This is a genomic window from Alkaliphilus peptidifermentans DSM 18978 (assembly GCF_900101495.1).
GTDB classification, from domain to species: domain Bacteria; phylum Bacillota; class Clostridia; order Peptostreptococcales; family Natronincolaceae; genus Alkaliphilus_C; species Alkaliphilus_C peptidifermentans.
Genome location: NZ_FMUS01000012.1, coordinates 1 through 20,657, shown reverse-complemented (window position 1 = coordinate 20,657; position 20,657 = coordinate 1). Strand labels below are relative to the sequence as shown.

The window sequence follows — 20,657 nt, the reverse complement described above, 5'->3', positions numbered from 1 at the left end:
GTGTCTTATGCCCCTTATACTTAAAAAAGTACTGACTATTAAATATAAGAAAAAGGTTATTACTTACATACTTTTGGCTTCTATATCATTACTTTTTATATCTCCAATACTTGCTATTATAATAAACTCATTTATGGGGGTAGAAGAAATTACACATCACTATCCTGTTTTTGCTTCTTCACAGAGTATACAAGATAATAACCAGTTTATGACCATGAAGCTTATTCCAGATATGTTTACTCTTGAGCAATATAAAAATGTACTTTTGCGTCAATTTCTTTTCTTAAAAATGTTTTGGAATTCTGTAGGTATTATCGCAGCTATTATTGCTGGTCAGGTGATTATTGCATTAACAGCTGCCTATGCCTTTAGTAAAATATACTTTAAAGGAAGCAATAAAATCTTTTATATCTATATTATTGCAATGATGATGCCCTTTCAGGTCACACTTGTCCCTAATTATCTGATGGTGGACAGATTAGGTATTATGAATACATACAGGGCATTGATTTTGCCTGCCATTTTTGCGCCCTTTGGAGTGTTTCTAATGAAGCAGTTCATGAACTATATTCCCAAAGAATGCATTGAGGCTGCCCAGATTGATGGTGCAGGGTATTTTGAAATATTCTTTTACATAGTACTCCCCATGTTAAAGCCAGCAATTGCTTCCCTTATAATACTTCAATTTATAGACTATTGGAATATGGTGGAACAACCTTTATTGTTTATAGATGATGCTTTAAAAAGACCTTTATCCACCTATCTATCTATAATTGGAAAAAATGATTTCCACTATGCCTTCGCAGCGTCAACCATATATATGCTGCCGGCCTTATTCATATTCTTCTATTGGGAATGTTATCTTGTTGAGGGAATACAGCTGAATTCAGGGATAAAGCAATAAAGTTTATATGTGGAGGTTTATTATGAAGAATTATGAAGAAATAAATGATATGCAAAGAAAAAAAGTATTTGGAAAGGCTATTATTGTTTTCTTTAGTACCATGCTAATTATTACTTTTTTTTCAAAAACTATTCAAAACATGCTTCTTCCCATGGTAACCGTATCAAGACCTCATTCTGGCATATTAACATATGAAACAGCAGGTACCGGCACTATTGTTCCAAATGAAGTTCTCAGCATATATCCTGAATCAACGAAAAGAGTAAAGGAAATTAAGGTTGAAGCAGGGGATAAGGTAGAAAAGGGAGAAATTATTGCAGTTCTTTACAGTCAGGCTTCAGATAATAAGCTGTTTGAAGAGGAAATATACTTAAAGAAATTAGAAGCAAATTTAGAAAAACTACTTTCGGAAACAAAAAGTACTCAGGTGGAAATTCTGGAGCTGGAAGCAGAAAAGGCTTTAGAAAGAGTGAATAAACTTCAGGATGATTTAGATAAAAAGCTTAAATTATTAGAGGCAGGGGCCGAAACAGGTGAAAATGTTAAAGAAGCCCAGTATAATTTTGAAATAGCCCAAAAAGACTACCAGCAAAAAAAGACCCAGCTTGAAATAGAAAAAAATAGCCAGCAAGTATCTCAAGAAGGAAGGATAAAGGAAATTGAATTCCTACGCTATGATATACAAATGCAGCAGTTTAAAGTAGCTGAGCTTAAGGAGGAAGAAATAATTATATCTCCATGTGATGGTATTGTTAAGGAAATAAATTCCCAAAATGGTGAATTAGCACTTGAAAATAAGCCCATATGTTTAATAGTTCATTTAGAAAAGGGCTTTATTTTTTCTGCTTCCCTTAATATAGACAGTAATAATTTTATCTCAGTTGGAGATTACATATTAGTTAATCTGAGATCAGAAAATAAGCTTATTGATATACCTGTTAAAAAAATCAACATAAAGGATAATTATAAAGAGCTTACAGCTGATTTAGATGAAACAGATTTCTTAGGCGGTGAAAAGCTAGATTATCGTATCATTAAAAAATCAAAAAACTTCAACACCCTTATACCTAATACCGCCCTTGGAAGAGATAATGGTGGATATTTTGTTTTTTTATTAAAAGAACGAGAAGGTGCATTAGGTAAGGAGTACTATGCTGAAAAACAATATATAAGTGTAGGGGATAGTGATAATCGAAATACTGTAATACTAGAAGGCCTGGATAATAGAACCAACATAGTATATGATTCTAAAGAAGCAATACATGACGGCAGCAGAGTACGGCCTCAGCAAAGGAAGTGAGGAAAATGAATAGTATAAAAACATTTAAATACCTATTTGTTTGTGGGGTTTTTACTTTGCTCCTTAGTATTTGTTTTCTACATGGAATAAGTAAAAATACTGAAACGTTATTGAGTACATTTGGCTTTAACAGAATTTCCGTTGAGATAAAGTACAATTCAATAAAAAGTAGTACATATGGTTTAACTGAAGGAGAAGCTTTGGAGTTAAAGAATAAGCTGAAGGAAAATCTTGTTTTATTTGCCCTTCCCTATGATGTAAATATTAAAAATCACTCAAATAGCATATCTGTCAAGGCTTTGGCTGTAAGTCCTTTCTATCAGAGTTTTGCTGATATTAATATTATAAAAGGAAGCTTTTTAACAGAAAAGCAGGAGAAAAACAAGGATATGGTTTTAGTAATAGAAGAAGAGACAGCATTAAGGTTATTTAAGAGCACAGATATCATTGGCATGAATATAGATTTGATGGATAACAGCTTTACAATTGTTGGAGTAAATAAAAGAAAAAATACGCTTTTATCTAATTTATTAAAAAGCAAAGAGCCCGATATATATATTCCTTTACATACTGCATTTTCATTTGATGAAAATATTAAAATTCCCTACTTACATGTATCAATCTCCAATGAAGAAAATACCGGTGAAGGTACAAACACTGTCATTAAGGCATTGGAGGATATGGGCAAATCACCGGCAAATTATAGAATAGTAGATTATAGAAGCTTTGAAAAAAGAATTTCTCAATTAAATCTTATAATTGTATTTATGTTGGGTGTTTTTATCCTATATTATCTTATAGAAAGAGAAATTAAAGTAATAAAGGAAATATTAAAAATTATAACAAAAGGCTGGTTGTCAGAATATTTTTTAGAAGCTATGAAATCCAGTAAAAAGACGCTTATCTATTTAGTAATGGAATTTATATTTTGGGCTTCCTCTGTATATATAATATTTAAAATGATAAAATTGGATTTTTATGTACCAGTAGTAAATAATAATTATGTTATGTATTATAAAGATATATTTAAGAATAACTTATTTGAGGCTGTTACTTCTAAGACACTATTTCAATGTATACCATATTTTTCTGAGCTCCTTATTTCATTAATATTCATCTGTGGATTTTCCCTTGGAGGTTTATTATTATACATAAGCTTTTACTTTTTTAAGCATACTCATCTACAAATAGATAAAGGATATTTGTTTTGTAGTTTATCATATCTGGCAGTACTTTTACTATCAAAGATAATTATGGTTATGTCAGCTCTTCCTTTTGTGATTGATATAAAGGCAGTGTTAATTTTTTATGTTTTTAGTTTTTTGTATTTCACCCTTCTGGAAACTCCAATAAGTATAAAAAAAGATTTAAAATCTGAATAAATTTAAACTATATAAAACATAATAGTTATTGTACTAAACTATGAAAGGAGTTATATTATGACACAATTAAACGAACTTGAATTACAAAACCTTCGGCACTTAATTGGATCCCATGAAACAGCTGCCAACAAATTGGAAGCCTATGCACAGCAGTGTACCGATCCACAAGTTAAGCAATACTTTCAACAAGGGGCACAAGAAGCAAAAAATACAAAACAAAGACTAATATCTTTTTTAGGATAAAGGAGGTAATATGATGCAGGAAAAGGATATGGTAAATGACGTATTATCTATGATCAACAGTAGCTTAACTGGATATGCTAATGTAATTTCACAAGCAAGTAATATGCAATTAAGACAGGAATTAATTCAAATTAGAAACAGAGATGAGCAAAGTCAATATGATCTATATAAAATGGCAGAGCAAAAAGGATACTATAAGTCGGCTCATCCAGCACAGCAAAATGAAATTCAACAGGTGAAAAGTCAGTTTATGACACCTAATATGCCATAGAACAAGCTATTTCTAGTATTTAGTTTTATATATTTTCAATATTAAAGGAATATAAAACATTTTGTCGAAAATTATTTTTGACAAAATGTTTTTTAATTTGAAAATAATAACATAGCAGGTGATTATATATGAGAAGGATGTTTAAACGATTCTACATAATTTTACTACTTATGATCATAGCCATGACAACAGTTGCCTATATAGTCAATACAAATATGCAGAAAGAATAGTTAAAAATGAGGATTAAAAAGCAACTTAATTGCTACTATAAGTTAATAAAAAATATAAAGGATTTAAATGCTTTTTATAGAATTGTAAGCTAAGTAAAGCAATTGATAACCAGTAGTTATGCAGGGAGGGAATAGTTATTTTAAATCTATCTACAAATATAAACAAAAGAGATGAAAATTTTTTTAAAATACTATTTGAAACATACAATAAAAAAGTCTATAAAATTGCCTACTACATATTAAAAAATGAACAGGATGCTAAAGACACTGTTCAAGAGGCATTTATTAATGCATATAGGAAAATCGATACATTAAAGGAGCATGACAAGTTTGGTAGCTGGATAAGTACCATTGCATTAAATATTGCTAGAGATAAGTATAAGGCAAGAAAGAATGAAGTACTAACAGATGAATACGAAAATATTATCACCTTTGGAGATTTTACAGAGGAGCTTCAGGAAGACATCGTTATTAGAAAAGAATTAAATTTAGAACTTTTGGAACAAATTAACCAGTTAAAGTATCATTATAGAGAGGTTATCTTTTTATACTATTATTTAGAGCTCTCCTATGAAGAAATTAGTCAATGTCTTGAGGTTAGTCTTGGAACCGTTAAATCTAGGTTATCGAGGGCAAAACTGATTTTAAAAAAGAAAATATTGGCTTCAGAAAAAGAGAAATCAATTATTTAAAAGGAGGGTTAAAATGAGTAATATAACTGACTCTTTCGACGATATAATTCAGAAAAGCTTAATAAAAGAAATAGAATCAATACAAGAACCAGATATGGATTATATTTGGAAAGGTATACGTCAACATATAAAGGCTGAAAAAAGAAAAATATTTATAATGAGAAATAGATCTGTAGCAATTATTATTGGGATATTGTTTATTATAGGTATTACCTTTACTGGTTTAGAAGAGGGCTATGCATCATACTATCAAAGGATATTAAGTATTGTGTCAAAGTCAATGGGAGATAATCTTAGTCTTCAAATATCAAATCAAGAGATCACCAGCCACATAATGGGAATGGAGATAGAACCATTATTGTATGAATTAACTCTAGAAGAGGCAATGGAACAGGTTAGTTTTGTTTTGAAGGTGGCAGACTATGTACCTGAAGAATATAACTTGGAAAAGGTTTATCATACTGAGCTCAATGGACAAACCATAAGTCTTGAAATAATCTATACATCTTTGAATCGCGAACCTATTAGAGTGCTATATGAACCTATCGTAGGAGAGTATTCTCAAGCAATTAATGTAAATACCCAATATGCTGTAGTTGATGAAGTAAAGTATGACAACACAAGATTCATTATAATAGAATCTAATAATGGATATACTAAAATACTATGGGATAGAGCTCAAGTAAAATACTTAGCAGAAGGTAATGATAGAGAAAAACTTTTTCAATTGGTCACTTCAATAAAATAGCATATTAAAAATTAAATATTTTTGTATATAAAAACAGCTGTATAATGGATAACCATTATAGCTGTTTTTTTATTTTGATAAGAAACATTAACATCCTTTCAAAAAGGTAAGTACTTATAAAGCATAAGATAAGTTTGAAAATGAATAGATTTTATAATATATATTAGAACTCTTGATATCACTTACATATTATATATTAAGATATAAAACTGGAGGTGTTGGTTATATGGAATCGTCAATAGAAAAAAACATAATTGGATATGATCATAAAGGAAAGCCAGTATATGAAAGACTGGGTTTAATCACCTGCTGCTGTGTAGAGTGTATGTATTGCAATAAGACATTAGCGGCTACTGGAGGTCCTAAAAAAATTTTATGTAAAGAATGTGCTGAAAAAGCTGGTATCGAAGTATAGTCAAAATTCTTTAATAAAAGAACTATACTTATAAATGACAAAAGAAAAAAAATAGCAAAAGATTTTCCAACTTTGTATAAAAGGTAAAATTTAGGACATACTTTTAATATAAACAATCTATAAGTGATAAATACCTTGTTAAAAGAATTACCAGTGAAGAAAGGGGAAAATATGGAAACCGCCAGTGAAAGAGCCAGAAGAGTATTAGGTAAAGGAATACGAAAGAAGCGATTTAGAAGATTAAAGAAATGGGAAGTCAAAAATCGGTATATGTTAGGACTAATGTTTGCTGATGATATAAAAGTAAGTGACATGGCCGAAAGAATTGGTGTATCACCTAGAACCGTACAGGCATGGTTATATGAAGGTAGAATACCAAAGGATGAGAATATTGAAAAAATTTGCAAGGAACTAAATTGCCCTGAAGAAATTTTATTTAGAGATGTAAAATAAGCTCACGAACAGGCTACTACATTTAGTAACACTTATGTAGTAGCCTATTCTTGAGCTTTGATTATAAAATAGGTAATATAAAGCAAAAAAACTTTAGAATAAATAACAATAAAGAAGAAAGAATAATAGTAATCTTTCGCACTCTAGTATTCAAAAAAAAGGAGGAGTTTCAATGCGTGAAGGAATGATTCCTACAATACTGGGTACAGGTGTTACAGCAACAGGGATGGCATTAAAGGGAATTAGTATGAGAAACGATGAAAATAATAATAACCTAATGCCGATGGTTGCAGCTGGTATTATTGGATTTGGACTAGCTCATATCGTACTTGGAACTATTGACTTAGTTGAAGATAGAAGGTGAGGGAGTGATTAGAGCAGGATAATTTCCTTGCTCTAATTTTTTCATTATTATAAATCAAAAATGCTTTTCTTCTAGATCTATTTATGCATAAATAAATACTCATGGAAATAATCATAATAAAAATAAGCAAAAAGCCAAATAGACTTAATACATTGAATTTTCGAATTAATATTGACAAAATCTTTTAAAAATGTTAATTTTAATTTGCTTAGGCAAATATTTTTTTTTAGGAGGAAATTAAATGAAGACTGGAACAGTGAAATGGTTTAATGGAGAAAAAGGATTCGGATTTATTTCTGTTGAAGGAGAAGATGATGTTTTTGTACATTATTCAGCTATCCAATCAGAAGGATACAAATCACTAGAAGAAGGACAAAAAGTTCAATTCGAAGTAGTTGAAGGGCCAAGAGGTTTCCAAGCTGCTAATGTAACTAAGATATAATCGTAAGTTAATATAGATGTTAATGGCGATTATACATAAAGTCACCTTTGCGGAAGGGTGGCTTTTGTTTTATATATGATACATAATTAATACTTAATTATGCAACTTTTTTAAATAAATGCCGTCTATAATAATGAGGTGATTGATATGAAGAAGCTATGTGTTTTTATTTCCTTATTATTACTAGTAGGTGCATTTATATATATAACTAATGTAAATTATACCCATGTACAAAATCAATTTCACGAAGAACATGCAATAACAAAGCTTTTAAATGAAAAGCCTATGTTTAAAGATTTTCCTAAAAAAAATGGTATAACTAAACATGTTAATATAAAAAATGAAAGTACATATTACAATAATGTTATGGCAGAATTAAAAACAATAATAGAAAGAATAGATGAAGAAACATACAGTGTTACATTTATTAAAAGCTGGAATTTACTAATTAATGATGAAAAGGTCGAAAGCTATTGGATTTACGAAGTACAACCAGAAGCTATGATGCTTGTACGCCATCAAGATAAAGACGATTTAATCAATTTACTTAATAATTTTTGAAATTAGTGGAATAATAGAGTCAATAGACTCTTTTTTTGTTCTTGAAAAATTTCAAATATATTAAAGTGTAATAAGTGTAATAAGAAAAGAAGCATTTTTTTTAATTGTTTACTTAATTGGTAAAAAAAGATATAATAGTGCAGTATGAAATAAGAATAGGGAGAGATGTACAAAACATGAATCAATTTGAAAATTTGAAGGTAAGTAAAGAGATTTTGAGAGTAATTGAAGAACTGGGATTTGAAACCCCAACTTCTATACAGGAGCAGGCTATTCCACTAATTTTTGCTGGACACGATTTAATAGGGCAAGCACAAACTGGCACAGGTAAAACAGCGGCCTTTGGAATTCCTATGATCGAGAAGGTAATTAATGAAGATAAAGCGGTTCAGATATTGGTTTTAACACCAACAAGAGAGCTTGCAATTCAAGTAGCGGATGAATTACAAAAATTTGCAAAGTATAAAAGAGGCCTTAAGTCCTTAGCCATTTACGGTGGACAACCTATCGAAAGGCAAATTAAAGCATTAAAGCAGGGGGTACAAATTGTAGTTGGTACGCCTGGTAGAATTCTTGATCATATACGTAGAAAAACTTTAAAGCTAAGTAATATTACTGGTCTTGTAATGGATGAGGCAGATCAAATGCTTGATATGGGATTTCAAGAGGATATAGAAGCAATATTGCTTGAGATGCCTAATGAAAAACAAACATTAATGTTTTCTGCCACCATACCTAAAGAGATAGAAGTAATTGCACATAAATATATGAATTCACCCAAAAAAGTCAAGGTTGTTCATAAGGAATTAACAGTACCTCAAATAGCACAATATTATTTTGAGGTAAAAAGTCACGAAAAATTAGAGTCTTTAACTCGAATTCTGGATATAGAACGTGTAGCCCTCGGTATGATTTTTTGTAATACTAAAAAGGGTGTTGACGAGCTAGTTGAAAAATTACAAAGTCGGGGCTATTCTGTTGAGGGAATACATGGAGATCTGAAGCAAAGTCAAAGGGATCGTGTTATGAAGAAGTTCAGAGACGGAACAATTGATATGTTAATAGCTACTGATGTAGCAGCTAGAGGAATTGATGTTGACGATGTAGCCCTTGTTGTTAATTATGATTTACCAGAAAACTTCGAATACTATGTCCATAGGATAGGTAGAACAGGTAGAGCAGGGAAATTAGGGTTAGCCTACACATTAGTTACCCCAAGACAAATAAGCACCTTAAAAATGTTAGAAAGATATATTAAATCAAAGCTTGTACGAAGAAAAGTACCTTCTGTAAATGATATAGTAGAGAAGCAAAAGCAACATATTGCTGATGGTATTTCGGCTATTATTGAAAAAGGTGGACTAAGTGAGAATATCAATTTCATCGAAAAACTGGCTGAAACCTATAATTCAATTGAAATAGGGGCTGCCCTATTAAAAATGATCATAAAGCAAGAAGAAGCTGAATTAAATGAAGCTAAAGAAACTCATATAAATACCGGAGCAGAAAAAGGTATGGTAAGACTGTACTTTAATATAGGAAAACGACATGGCATTAATGCGGGTAATTTACTAGGTGCCATTGCTAATGAGGCTGGAATAGATGGAAGCGACGTAGGTGCCATTAATATGTATGATAAGTTTTCCTTCGTGGAAGTTCCAAGGGAACTGGAAAGAAATGTTATTAAAGCCATGAAGAAAAATCGAATTAAAGGTAGAAAAATCAGTGTAGAGGTAGCAAAAATTAGAGAGTAAATAGTACTGTAGAGCTCAGCTGAACTGATGCTCAGACTGTTGAAAATCCTCCATCTTCTTCGTTGCTGCAAAAACCCAGCACCTTTACGTATTATGTATACGCTGCAGTCGCTGGGTTTTCTTGCGCCTTGAATCTGAAGAATTTTGAACAGTCAGGTGAAAAAGCCTATTTGCGATCCAACAAAACCAAGGGCTGAAGGTTAATAGAATCTTAATATAAAATCAAGACAGAAACTAATAATTTCTGTCTTGATTTTATATTAAAGCTATTTGGCTGGTGGAGTAAATATTCTCTTTGCTAATTCATCATCCATCATGTATATAGCAGAATCATTTCCTATGATACGTCTAACCCTTTTTAATAATGAATTCATCATAGCCATTTCTTCCACCTGCTCATCTACAAACCAATTTAAGAAGCTAACTGTAGCATAATTCTTTTCTGTGATAGCCAAATCCATTAATTGATTTATCAATTCTGTTACAAACTCTTCATGCTTTAATGAATTATGAAGAGGTTGCTTTTTTTACCGCATAGGCTTTTGCATGAAATGAATGTGTTAGTAAGTAGCCTTGGTTTTGTCACCCTTCACTGTTGGCTTGGCAATCCTTGATTGTAGCCTATTCACCGGTTTGCCCACCTTTATCCAGTCAATTGATTCCAATTGAGCAGTTATAGTAAATTATATACTTAAATTAACCCAAAACTCTTATCTCAAAATACACAGATTTGCACACTTTTCTAATATAATATTTTAGAAAACGATAGAGGAATCCTAATAATATGCAAGTTGATTTTTGTTTAAAATAGATGAAGTATTAAATATTTTTTTAGCGTGATGATATTATGGGAAAAAATTACTACACTAATAATTTAAACTCCAACAGCAAGTTCAATTAATAAAGATAAAATAAAAGTTAGTTTCGTTCTACAAAAAACGACAGATTGAATTTAGTTGTTATGTTATTATATAGCTAAAAACATAACAACATAATAACACAACAACATAACAACATAATAACACAACAACATAACAACATAACAACATGCATACCAGTTCGGAACTTTAGATATAATTTAAAAAATAAGGAAACTAAGATAGATTTATAAACTAATAATTTTTATAAGCTGATATTGTCATGGATTAAGAGTTTTTATACTATATGAAGATAACTTTAATTAGGAAAGCTTTAAAGAAGCCATTAAAAAAGAATATTAAGGCCTATAACAAAGCAGGAATTCATAGTGAAATTAGATATACTTCTCAAACAGAATACTATAAAAGAGTTCTAGAAGTTAATGAAGCAAAACAAATAATAAAAATATAGATAAATTAAAGCCTTAAGCTGTTACATTTAGAAAAAATTATAAATATAATACACCAGTTATTGGATTTATCGGAAGGCTAAGTAATGTAAAAGGTCCCGACATTTTATTGGAAGCTATAAGTATAATGGTTGATAATGGCTATAACAAGAAGTTTAAAGTGGTTTTTTGTGGGGAGGGGCCTTTAAAAAAAGAATTGGAGCTTAGAGCAAAAAAGTTAAGATTAGACAATTTATGTTCATTCAATGGGTTTACATATTTCCCCTAAAATTTCATTTCACAATGTTCTATAATTGTTGTACCTTCAATCTCAGAAGGATGTCCTTATGTAATTCTTGAAGCAATGAAATTGAAAACACCTGTTATTGCAACAAAAACTGGGGGTATTCCTGAAATAATTGATGATAACAGGACAGGTATATTATGTGAAAATGAAAGACCAGATTTACTAGCTTCCGCAATTAAAAGCCTACTTGATAATCCATTGCTATCTAAACAAATATCAGAGTCAGGGTATGAAGAATTTAAGAATAGATTCTCCGCTGATATTTTTATAAATAAACATATAGAATTGTACTCAAAGATTAAGAGGAATTAGCATGTCAATTGGTGTGCTAGTAAAACTTACAGAAAAAATAATTTGTTTCTTATATAACGGAGCTAATGTTAAAGCTAGAGGGGGTAGGTTATGAATATAATGTTGGCGGAAAACCTATTTATAGGAGCATCCTTATTCATAGGAGCATTTATAATAACGAGTTCTTCAATCTTTATTTTGAAAACGTATGCTTTGAAAATCAATTTTACTGATATGCCAACTAAAAGAAAAACACACAAAATACCAACTCCTTTAGTTGGTGGAATTGGAATGTTTATTGGTTTTCATACTATGTACTATATTGTTGAGGAAATTGGATACATAAAATATTTTGGTATTTTCATAAGTACTTCCATAATTTTGTTTGTTGGGTTGTTAGATGACTGGTATAAAAGTAAAGGAAAAGATATGACAGCACTACCTAAACTAATCTTGCAAGTTGTGGCTGCTTTGATAATATACTTATCTGGAATTGCTTTCACTGGATTTAAACATCCATTAACTTTGGAGTATGTTTTTTTGCCGAGTACAATTAAATTAGTAGTAACAATTTTATGGATTTTAGGAGTTACTACTATTATCAATTTTTCAGACGGATTAGATGGACTTTCAGGAGGACTATCAGCAATTACTACAACCGTTTTCTTTATTGTAGCAATAGTAAAAAAAGAAAGTGATGCTGCTATCATCGCTGTAATTCTGTTAGGAGTAATAATGGGATTTCTTAAATATAATAAGTTTCCAGCTAGTGTTTTCGCTGGAGATTCAGGAGCTACTTTCTTAGGATTCTTAATATCAGTAATCTCATTGGAGAGTGCATATAAACAAGTTGCATTATTATCATTAGTTGTTCCTATTATAGCATTAGGGGTACCTTTCTTCGATAATATATATGTTGTCTTTAAGAGAATTAGAGAGAATAGATCAGTCTACATAGCTGATAGCAATCAAATACATCATCGGCTAGTAAATAAAGGATTACCCCCAGAGCATGTTGTTAAATACTTGTATATAGTTAATCTATGTTTTGCACTATCATCGATAATTTTGTTTTTAACAATTAACTTCTATTCAAATTAGAACTAAACACAGAAAAATTTTAATTGAAGAAAAAATTTCATAGAAAGAAGGCAATTATTTTGTATAATAATGATTTTAAGTATATTAAAAAAATAAATATCCATAATTCCAACAATTTTCTGAGTAGTGTAGCAATACATCAACCTAATCTTTTTCCAAATATAAAAGTTTTATAAAAAATTTGTAGCGCTGATGCTTTTATTATATTAGATGATGTTCAATTTGTTAAAAGAGAATTTAAAAATAGATGTAAATGCAGATTTTTAAAAAAACCAGAAAAAGAATTTTGGATAAATATGTAAGTTAATAAACCGAAATCTTATGATTCAATTAATAACATAGAAAAAGGTCGACCAGCCGCAATACAGTCTATAGCATAATTAACGAACACGGTATAAAATCAAAGCGTAAAGCTACTACTGAAATCATAATTGCTATCTTTTGTAAAGGGGTGGGCCATTTGATGGTACTTTCCAACTTTTTTTGAATGAACTTATTTGTACTCATAAAATTTGCGAATTTGCAGAGTTTCTTCAAAAAATAGGTTTTATTTTTCAAATAACTTTGGAAAGAATCGTATTGACGCTTACGAAACAACGAAATACAGACCCAAATATCCAGCAAGAGAATTTCCTAGCCTATGAGTTAAGAAGGGTGGGTTTAGTCACTTGTAAATTTGCGCAACTACACCCACCTATAAAGTGGAATTTAGTTTTGTGAGACATTATAATCTGGGTGAAGAAGTCAAAATTGGAAAGCATCCCCTATTAGTAAATGGAAAGTTTATTAACGATTCATTATTGTAATCTGCTATTTACCCAAAGACCCTTTTGCTAAAACATTTATTGGACTGGTGGAGTAAATATTCTCTTTGCTAATTCATCATCCATCATGTATATAGCAGAATCATTTCCTATGATACGTCTAACCCTTTTTAATAATGAATTCATCATAGCCATTTCTTCCACCTGCTCATCTACAAACCAATTTAAGAAGCTAACTGTAGCATAATTCTTTTCTGTTATAGCCAAATCCATTAATTGATTTATCAATTCTGTTACAAACTCTTCATGCTTTAATGAACTATGAAAAACTTCCTCTAAAGAAGAAAAGCTATTCTGTGGTTCATCTAAACCTGATATTATAGCTCTACCACCAATTTCGTTAATGAAATTAAATAATTTCATAGCATGAAATCTCTCTTCTTCTGCTTGAACAATAAAAAAATTGGCAAAACCATCTAAATCAAGTTCCTTACAGTATGAAGCCATAGCAAGATAGTAATTTGAAGAATAGAATTCATGTTTAACTTGCTCATTAAGCTTCCTTATCAAATTTTCAGATAACAATGCTTTCGCCCTCCTATTAAAAAGAATATGCCTAAGTAAGTATACTAATTTCAATTGATAGTATAATCATAATCCATCTATAATATTCAGATATAACAAAGATTAGTCAATTATATAAATGTAATCAATGTATTACATGGTTTCATTCTTTCATATTTAATTAAAAAAAGTTATAATAATATATATAAAAAGTCGGGAGGAAGAAAATGAATATAAAAATGCTGGCAACGGATATGGATGGCACACTCTTAAAGAATAATAAGACACTGTCTATTCAAAACATAAAGGCCCTTAGAAAGGCATATAACAGTGGTATAGAGATAGTTATATGTACAGGCAGGCCATTTGCTACAATAAAACCTTATCTAAGTCAAATAGGTCTGCCCTGTTGGGTGGTAAGCAATAATGGTGCTGTTATACGTAATAAAGAAGAGAAACTAATTGAAGTTATAAATATTAATAATGATTCTTTGTTGCATTTAATACCAATACTAGAAAAAGAAAATATTTATTACCATGGATCTGATGGAACTTGTAGCTATATTAAAAGCTATCGGGAAAGAATAAAGGTAATTAAAAATTTTATTATGCTAAAGCAGCAGTCTAAGCTTAAGCTCTGGTTAAATATATTATCAGCTGTTTTTCTTAGCGGCGCCCATAAAAAAGTGGACATAATGAAATACATTTCAGAGGGAGGAACCTTTGCAAGCTTGTTTATTTATTCACTAGATGAAGAAAAGTTAATGGTTATTAAAGAAAAAATAAAGTGCATTAAGGGAATAGAACTAACAAGCTCGGGAAGAGATAATATAGAGGTACTACATCAAACTGCATCTAAAGGTAGCGCCTTAAGAAGACTTTGTGATGAATTGAATATCAACTCTGATGAAGTCATTGCAGTCGGCGACAATTTCAATGACTTATCAATGCTTAGCTTTGCGGGGGTAGGTGTTGCTATGGAAAATGCAGAAGAAGAGGTTCTAAAAGTTGCTGATTGGAAGACTAAATCAAATGAAGAGGATGGGATATCATTTCTAATAGAAACTCTTCTGCACAATAGAGATGCTCTTTATAAAGGGGCTGAATGAAATGAAGGTTGTGGCCGTAGGTGATAATATGCTTGACTTTTATAGTAACCTACAAAAGAAATATTTAGGAGGAAATGCAATCAACTTTATTATGAACCTACAGCAAGACACTGCTTTCCACTTAAGCTATGTAGGACCAATTGCCTCTGATAAAGCAGGTATTAAACTTATGAGTACTTTAAAAGAAAATAGTGTAGATATAAACTATTCTAATGTTATTGAAGGAAACACTCCCTTATCCACTGTTGAGGTGAAGGATGGAGAAAGAGCATTTAATGGTTTGGAAATGGGTGTTTTAGAGGGATTTTATATAGACAACCATCAGATTGAGTTCATAAAAGGCCATTCCCACATACATACTTCAATTATGGGGGGAATAATAAATCAATTAAAAGATATTCACGGATATTCAAGCATATCCTTTGATTTTTCGATTTTAAGGAACAAAAGAATAATCACTGAAGCTCTAAAATACATAGATTATGCTTTTTACTCAGGAACAAGGTTTGAAAAAGAAGAGGAAGATATGTTACTTGAGGCCTGTAGTTTTGGAGCAAGACATGCTGTTTTTCTACAGGGGAAGGTGGGAAGTAGAGTGTACGATGGTAATAAACTATATTTTCATTCTGCTGAAAAAGGCAGAGTTATTGATACTCTTGGTGCTGGCGATAGCTTTATTGCAGGTTACATGTCAGTAATACTAAAGGGAGGTTCAATTAAACAGGCAATGGAAATAGGTACTCAATGGGCTTTTAAAACCTGTTCTCACCACGGAGGCTTTTTGATTAATGGAGCGCCTGTTGAAGTGTAAGAGAATAGAAGCAATAAGGGAGTAATATCTAATAAAAGCTTAATTAATGGAAGATAGATAATGCTTTAGATATGCAAAGGAGTATTATAATAAATATATAAATAAAACCTATAGAATGAGGTGAACTAATTATGGAAAGAGAAAAAGTTAGACCACTAGAAAAGCTGCCTTCAAGAACAAAACTAATATATTGTAAGCTGCTTTCATTAATGGTAACAGTAGAAGGAGAGTTAAATCAGCTTAAGCTGGCTGAGCTTTACAGATTAATGGCCAATATAAAACTGCCTTCAAGTAAAAGGGAGCAAATAATAGAGTACATTATAACTCCAAATAAAGAATCCTTAGAACTAATATGTCAAGCTGCTATTAATGATCTAAATCAACAAGAAAAAAACATACTGCGATTTTCCTTAATGAAGGACTTAATGATTATTATGGGTGCAGATTATTCAGAAAGCAAAGAAGAAAGGGAATACATATCTGAAATCCAAAAAATCTATGAAATAACCGAGGAGCAATTAGAGTTTTTCAAAAATGAATATCGAACTGACCAGGTTTTTACAGACTTAAAAGATACAAAGTTGTTTGTGAAGCATACAGCAGCAAAGGCAATGGCCATAGGGATACCAATTACAGCTATTTACTTTTCCGGAACCTTTAAAGGATTGGGACCATTTGGGATTTTATCTGGGCTACTGGGTCTTAGTAAAATGAAGAGTCATAAGAAGGAGAGCTATTTAGCAGGTCTTGTCATTTCTATTATTATGGGCTTTGCCACATATCATTCTCTAAAATGGATTATAGACTATAATAGCAAAAAGAATTTAAAGCTTCAATTGCTACTAAAAGAGGAAATGAGAAAAATTCAAGATCGAGGAATTAGGTATATTAGTGAAGATATTCTTTCTATTGATGAGAGGATAGAAGATGAAAAGGACACAAATTTATTAATTCCATTGCAAGAATTAAGGCTGATATTGGAAAAAACAAAAGGAACCCTTATCCATACAGAACCACATATTATATAGTCGAGTATCTCTTTTTAAAACCCAACAACATTTTAAAGCTGTCGTTGGGTTTTGTTATATTAAACTCACCGTGGTATAATAATAAAGGCTAATATTACCAATGGGAGGCTATTAAAATGAGAAGGCTTATATTATTTATAATGGTTTTATGTTTATCATTAACATTTATATCATGTCAACTTAAACATGAAAATACTGCTTTGCCAATTGAGACAATGCTGGAGGAAAACCCAGAAAAAAATGGCATTGAAATACCGGTGGTAAAGCCACAATTTGTTGATATAAGTATATCCGCTGTTGGTGACATTATGGTCCACAGTCCACAGCTTACAGCCCAATACTTTGGGGATGAATATAACTTTGACAATAACTTTAAATATATTAAACCTTACCTACAATCTACTGACCTTATGCTGGGTAATTTAGAGACAACCTTTGGAGGGAGTGATAGGGGATATTCTGGATACCCTTTATTTAACAGTCCTGATGCCCTTGCAACGGCTTTAAAGGAAGCGGGCTTTCATGCTTTAGCAACAGCTAATAATCACTCCTTTGATACCGGGAGGGCAGGAATATTAAGGACAATAGAGGTATTAAGACAGGAAAATCTTATGCCATTTGGTACTAGGCTTAATGAAGAAGAAGAAAGCTTTATAATTATGGAGGTTAAGGGTATTAATGTAGGACTAACCTCATTTACCTATGAAACACCTAGATTAGGAAATTATAAAGCTATAAATAGTATAAGAATTCCTACGGATACTGAGGCTCTTATTGATTCTTTTAGTTATGAATTTCTAGAGGATGATTTACTTGTGATGAAGGATAGGGTTGATAAAATGAAAGATAAGGGGGCAGAGGTACTTATCTTTTGTCTACACTGGGGAAATGAGTATCATCAAAAACCAAGCTCATATCAGAAAAGAATAGCACAAGAACTGGCAGATTACGGGGTTAATATTATTTTTGGTAGTCATCCTCATGTACTGCAACCAATTGAGATTATAAGCTCTACCGATAATATGAATCAAACTTTAGTAGCTTATTCTTTAGGTAATTTTATTTCGAATCAAAGATATGAGTATCTAAACAATAGATATACTGAAGATGGTATGATAGTAAATGTTACTTTAAGAAAGGACTTAATAAATGATAATATAGAATTTAGTGAAATTACATTTGTTCCTACATGGGTGCATAAATATCGAAAAGAAGGTAGGTCAGTATATGAAATAATACCACTATACGATGCATTAGAAAACAAGGAAGAATATAATCTAATTAGTAGTGATAGTATCTGGAGGGCTGAGAATTCAAAAAACAACACAATAGGGTTAATAGAAAATAAATCTATTGGCGTTGTATCAAAGCTATCAATGTCAATGCAGGGCAGGTATGATTATTGGTATCAGTACAAATTAGATTAAAAACAAAAAATAATCTTTTAACTATTAGAATTTTTGTTAAAATACCACATAAAATATTCTATTAGATACTCAGTTAAATACAGGTGTAAAAACGAATTGGTAGATTTTAATATATCAATTATTCAGAATAGTAGCAAATATAATGGTATAATAATTACAAAGGAATTATCAAGAAAGATGTAGTATTATATGAAAACGATTTCATTCTACTCTATTTTATAGCTGAGTAGGAGTGGGATCAAAAAAATGGTGGGGGGAATATTTAATGTCAAAAGTAATCTATCCATGGTTTAAACGGGAGGATATTGATGGTTTCTTTGCATTATTCCAGAATAACCTAGCTAATTTTGTTTTAATTGCAGTTTCTATGATGAGTATGGGGTTTCCTGGTAGTATAGTATATGGTAGAGTTATTCCGGGGGCAGCAATATCAGTATTATTCGGTAATTTGTACTATGCTCATATGGCAAAAAGATTAGCATTGAAGGAGAACAGAACTGATGTAACAGCTTTATCCTATGGTATAAGTACACCTGTAATGTTCATTTATCTCTTTGGAGTATTAAGCCCAGCCTTGGCATTAACAGGTGATGCAGAGATGGCATGGAAAATAGGTATGGCAGCATGTTTTATTGGAGGGGCAATAGAGGCATTGGGAAGTGTAATAGGTAAATGGGTACGAGATAACCTGCCTAGAGCAGCTATGCTTGGACCTTTAGCAGGAGTTGCCTTCGCATTAATTGGTGGGGAGCTATTCTTCAAGACATATGAAATGCCTATAATAGGTATGATAGTATTATCGATTATTTTAATAGGTTTAGTTGCAAAAAAAGCTATGCCATTCAGAATTCCTGCATCTTTATTTGCGATAGTTGTAGGTACAGTTTTGGCATATACCATTGGTAAGGTTGATCCTTCTCAAATAAGTGAAGGAATGAACACCTTTGGTTTTTATCTTCCGATACCTACATTTGGGTTTTTACAAGGGATTTCATATTTAATGGGGCCTATGTTAAGCTTATTTGCAGTATTATTACCAATATCTATATATAACTTTATTGAAACTATGAATAATGTTGAAGCTATGGCTTCTGCAGGAGATAACTATAATGTTCAAGAAGCACAATTATTTGACGGAATAGGTACAATGGTAGGATGTATATTTGGTGGAGTTTTCCCTACAACTGTGTATATAGCATCCATTGGATCTAAATGGATGAATGCTGGAAGAGGTTATTCGGTTCTAAATGGAATTGTATTTTTAGTTGCTTCTACCTTTGGTATAATTGCAGCTATGTCTAAGATAATTCCACTACCAGTTATCGCACCTATACTAGTATTTGTGGGAATATCTATGGTTTCACAAGCATTCTCATCTGTTAAACCAAAGCATTACCCAGCAGTTGTAATCGCAATGTTCCCAGCCTTTGCAAATTATATCATGACTCGATTTAATGCAAGAGCTGGTGAAGTGGTGGCAGGGGTTTCCCCAGCAATTGTTCCATTAGGACAGGGCGCAATGTTTTCGGGGCTACTATGGGCGGCTATTTTAGTGTTTATTCTAGACAATGAGTACAACAAAGCAGCTTATGCAGCTTTAGCTGCAGTGGTTTTAGCAGCAACAGGGTTTATGCATGCTCCAAAGTTGAGCTTTTTATATAATTATGAGTACGCATTAGGCTATTTTATTATGGGTGCTATGTTTATGGGTTTCCATATATTTTTAAAGGATAAATTAGTAGCAGAAGGAAAGCTTGAGGAAAATGTAATACTTGAAATGAATGATTAAGAATTAATTATACTTTAAAGAAACTAAAAAATAACGAGAGGTTTTACCTCTCGTTATTGAGGTTGATTACAAACCACCAGATTTTATCTAATCTGGTGGTTAAATTCTTTGTAAATTGATTTAAATGAAATTTTTAATTGTTTCTGCTACTAAACTATCAAAAACCCAAGATTATTCCTGGACTTTTGATAGCTTAGTGGCTATTTTTTTGATATTTTGTGCAGTAGCAGTCATTAAACACTGCATCTGAACTAAATGGAGTCCACGATAGTGGGCATACCTAAGGCCGTGCAATTCCTTTGCGTCAGCAAAGATTCTTTCCACGGTTTCTTTTCTGCGTTTATAGTAACGCTTACCTTTTTCAGTTTTCATAAATCTTCTAGCCTTATCGGCTAAGTCTT

General features: G+C 31.4%; 24 protein-coding genes and 1 pseudogene. 22 read left to right on the top strand and 3 right to left on the bottom strand.

The genetic code is table 11. The features are described from left to right. Nucleotides 1-7: 7 nt before the first annotated feature. The 13 genes from BLP68_RS09940 to BLP68_RS09880 all read left to right on the top strand — a co-directional run bounded on the left by BLP68_RS09940 (nt 8) and on the right by BLP68_RS09880 (nt 9,759). Nucleotides 8-904 (top strand): carbohydrate ABC transporter permease, encoded by an 897-nt coding sequence (locus tag BLP68_RS09940; protein WP_091543037.1) that lies wholly within the window; start codon nt 8-10, stop codon nt 902-904. 22 nt (nt 905-926) lie between these two features. Further along, nucleotides 927-2,204, top strand: a complete 1,278-nt coding sequence (locus BLP68_RS09935; protein WP_091543036.1) for an efflux RND transporter periplasmic adaptor subunit — start codon at nt 927-929, stop codon at nt 2,202-2,204. 5 nt (nt 2,205-2,209) lie between these two features. Beyond that, entirely contained in the window at nt 2,210-3,586 is a 1,377-nt protein-coding gene (locus tag BLP68_RS09930; RefSeq protein WP_091543034.1) for an ABC transporter permease, read from the top strand. A gap of 57 nt (nt 3,587-3,643) precedes the next feature. After that, the gene (locus tag BLP68_RS09925; protein ID WP_091543033.1) at nt 3,644-3,829 is read left to right on the top strand and encodes a hypothetical protein; all 186 of its coding nucleotides are present in this window, start codon (nt 3,644-3,646) and stop codon (nt 3,827-3,829) included. A gap of 13 nt (nt 3,830-3,842) precedes the next feature. Beyond that, entirely contained in the window at nt 3,843-4,100 is a 258-nt protein-coding gene (locus BLP68_RS09920; RefSeq protein ID WP_091543031.1) for a spore coat protein, read from the top strand. Nucleotides 4,101-4,461: 361 nt separating this feature from the next. Then, on the top strand, nt 4,462-5,022 hold the full coding sequence (locus tag BLP68_RS22380) for an RNA polymerase sigma factor (protein ID WP_334292591.1): 561 nt from the start codon (nt 4,462-4,464) through the stop codon (nt 5,020-5,022). 13 nt (nt 5,023-5,035) lie between these two features. Beyond that, complete coding sequence (locus tag BLP68_RS09910; protein ID WP_091543027.1) at nt 5,036-5,770, top strand: DUF4367 domain-containing protein; 735 nt, start codon at nt 5,036-5,038, stop codon at nt 5,768-5,770. 226 nt (nt 5,771-5,996) lie between these two features. Further along, on the top strand, nt 5,997-6,185 hold the full coding sequence (locus BLP68_RS09905; protein WP_091543026.1) for a hypothetical protein: 189 nt from the start codon (nt 5,997-5,999) through the stop codon (nt 6,183-6,185). A gap of 171 nt (nt 6,186-6,356) precedes the next feature. After that, nucleotides 6,357-6,638, top strand: coding sequence for a helix-turn-helix domain-containing protein (locus tag BLP68_RS09900; protein ID WP_091543024.1), 282 nt, complete (start codon nt 6,357-6,359; stop codon nt 6,636-6,638). Between the two features lie 172 nt (nt 6,639-6,810). Next, nucleotides 6,811-7,002 carry an asparagine synthase gene (locus tag BLP68_RS09895; RefSeq protein WP_091543022.1) on the top strand — a complete coding sequence of 64 codons (192 nt, stop codon included), beginning with the start codon at nt 6,811-6,813 and terminating at the stop codon, nt 7,000-7,002. A 241-nt stretch (nt 7,003-7,243) separates the two neighbouring features. Then, nucleotides 7,244-7,444: a cold-shock protein gene (locus BLP68_RS09890; RefSeq protein WP_091543020.1), complete on the top strand. Its 201-nt coding sequence runs from the start codon at nt 7,244-7,246 to the stop codon at nt 7,442-7,444. Nucleotides 7,445-7,591: 147 nt separating this feature from the next. Then, nucleotides 7,592-8,005 (top strand): hypothetical protein, encoded by a 414-nt coding sequence (locus BLP68_RS09885; RefSeq protein ID WP_091543018.1) that lies wholly within the window; start codon nt 7,592-7,594, stop codon nt 8,003-8,005. A gap of 176 nt (nt 8,006-8,181) precedes the next feature. Continuing rightward, nucleotides 8,182-9,759: a DEAD/DEAH box helicase gene (locus BLP68_RS09880; protein WP_091543017.1), complete on the top strand. Its 1,578-nt coding sequence runs from the start codon at nt 8,182-8,184 to the stop codon at nt 9,757-9,759. Between the two features lie 266 nt (nt 9,760-10,025). On the opposite strand, the gene BLP68_RS09875 is transcribed toward BLP68_RS09880, so the two are convergent. After that, on the bottom strand, nt 10,026-10,235 hold the full coding sequence (locus BLP68_RS09875) for a ferritin-like domain-containing protein (RefSeq protein WP_091543015.1): 210 nt from the start codon (nt 10,233-10,235) through the stop codon (nt 10,026-10,028). Between the two features lie 688 nt (nt 10,236-10,923). Between BLP68_RS09875 and BLP68_RS21740 the strand changes: the two genes are divergently transcribed. The 4 genes and pseudogenes from BLP68_RS21740 (at nt 10,924) to BLP68_RS22450 (ending at nt 13,066) form a co-directional block, all read left to right on the top strand. Further along, nucleotides 10,924-11,088 carry a hypothetical protein gene (locus BLP68_RS21740; protein WP_176758960.1) on the top strand — a complete coding sequence of 55 codons (165 nt, stop codon included), beginning with the start codon at nt 10,924-10,926 and terminating at the stop codon, nt 11,086-11,088. 56 nt (nt 11,089-11,144) lie between these two features. Continuing rightward, nucleotides 11,145-11,684: pseudogene (locus BLP68_RS09860) on the top strand (glycosyltransferase family 4 protein); the annotation flags it as partial. Nucleotides 11,685-11,774: 90 nt separating this feature from the next. Further along, entirely contained in the window at nt 11,775-12,764 is a 990-nt protein-coding gene (locus BLP68_RS09855; protein WP_091543010.1) for an MraY family glycosyltransferase, read from the top strand. 179 nt (nt 12,765-12,943) lie between these two features. Beyond that, on the top strand, nt 12,944-13,066 hold the full coding sequence (locus BLP68_RS22450) for a WbqC family protein (protein ID WP_143003086.1): 123 nt from the start codon (nt 12,944-12,946) through the stop codon (nt 13,064-13,066). Nucleotides 13,067-13,606: 540 nt separating this feature from the next. Here the strand turns inward: BLP68_RS22450 and BLP68_RS09845 are convergent. Continuing rightward, a complete protein-coding gene (locus BLP68_RS09845; RefSeq protein WP_091543007.1) occupies nt 13,607-14,113 on the bottom strand; it encodes a ferritin in 507 nt (168 codons plus the stop codon). Between the two features lie 206 nt (nt 14,114-14,319). Between BLP68_RS09845 and BLP68_RS09840 the strand changes: the two genes are divergently transcribed. From BLP68_RS09840 to BLP68_RS09820, 5 genes are all read left to right on the top strand, one after another. Further along, nucleotides 14,320-15,201, top strand: a complete 882-nt coding sequence (locus tag BLP68_RS09840) for a Cof-type HAD-IIB family hydrolase (protein WP_091543005.1) — start codon at nt 14,320-14,322, stop codon at nt 15,199-15,201. Between the two features lies 1 nt (nt 15,202). After that, the gene (locus tag BLP68_RS09835; RefSeq protein ID WP_176758959.1) at nt 15,203-16,012 is read left to right on the top strand and encodes a PfkB family carbohydrate kinase; all 810 of its coding nucleotides are present in this window, start codon (nt 15,203-15,205) and stop codon (nt 16,010-16,012) included. 131 nt (nt 16,013-16,143) lie between these two features. Further along, nucleotides 16,144-17,040, top strand: coding sequence for a hypothetical protein (locus BLP68_RS09830; RefSeq protein ID WP_091543002.1), 897 nt, complete (start codon nt 16,144-16,146; stop codon nt 17,038-17,040). 116 nt (nt 17,041-17,156) lie between these two features. Further along, nucleotides 17,157-18,467, top strand: a complete 1,311-nt coding sequence (locus tag BLP68_RS09825) for a CapA family protein (RefSeq protein WP_091543000.1) — start codon at nt 17,157-17,159, stop codon at nt 18,465-18,467. Between the two features lie 265 nt (nt 18,468-18,732). Continuing rightward, nucleotides 18,733-20,256 carry a uracil permease gene (locus tag BLP68_RS09820; RefSeq protein ID WP_091542998.1) on the top strand — a complete coding sequence of 508 codons (1,524 nt, stop codon included), beginning with the start codon at nt 18,733-18,735 and terminating at the stop codon, nt 20,254-20,256. Between the two features lie 171 nt (nt 20,257-20,427). On the opposite strand, the gene BLP68_RS09815 is transcribed toward BLP68_RS09820, so the two are convergent. Further along, the coding region (locus tag BLP68_RS09815; protein WP_176758958.1) for a transposase at nt 20,428-20,657 on the bottom strand (230 nt) is incomplete at its 5' end.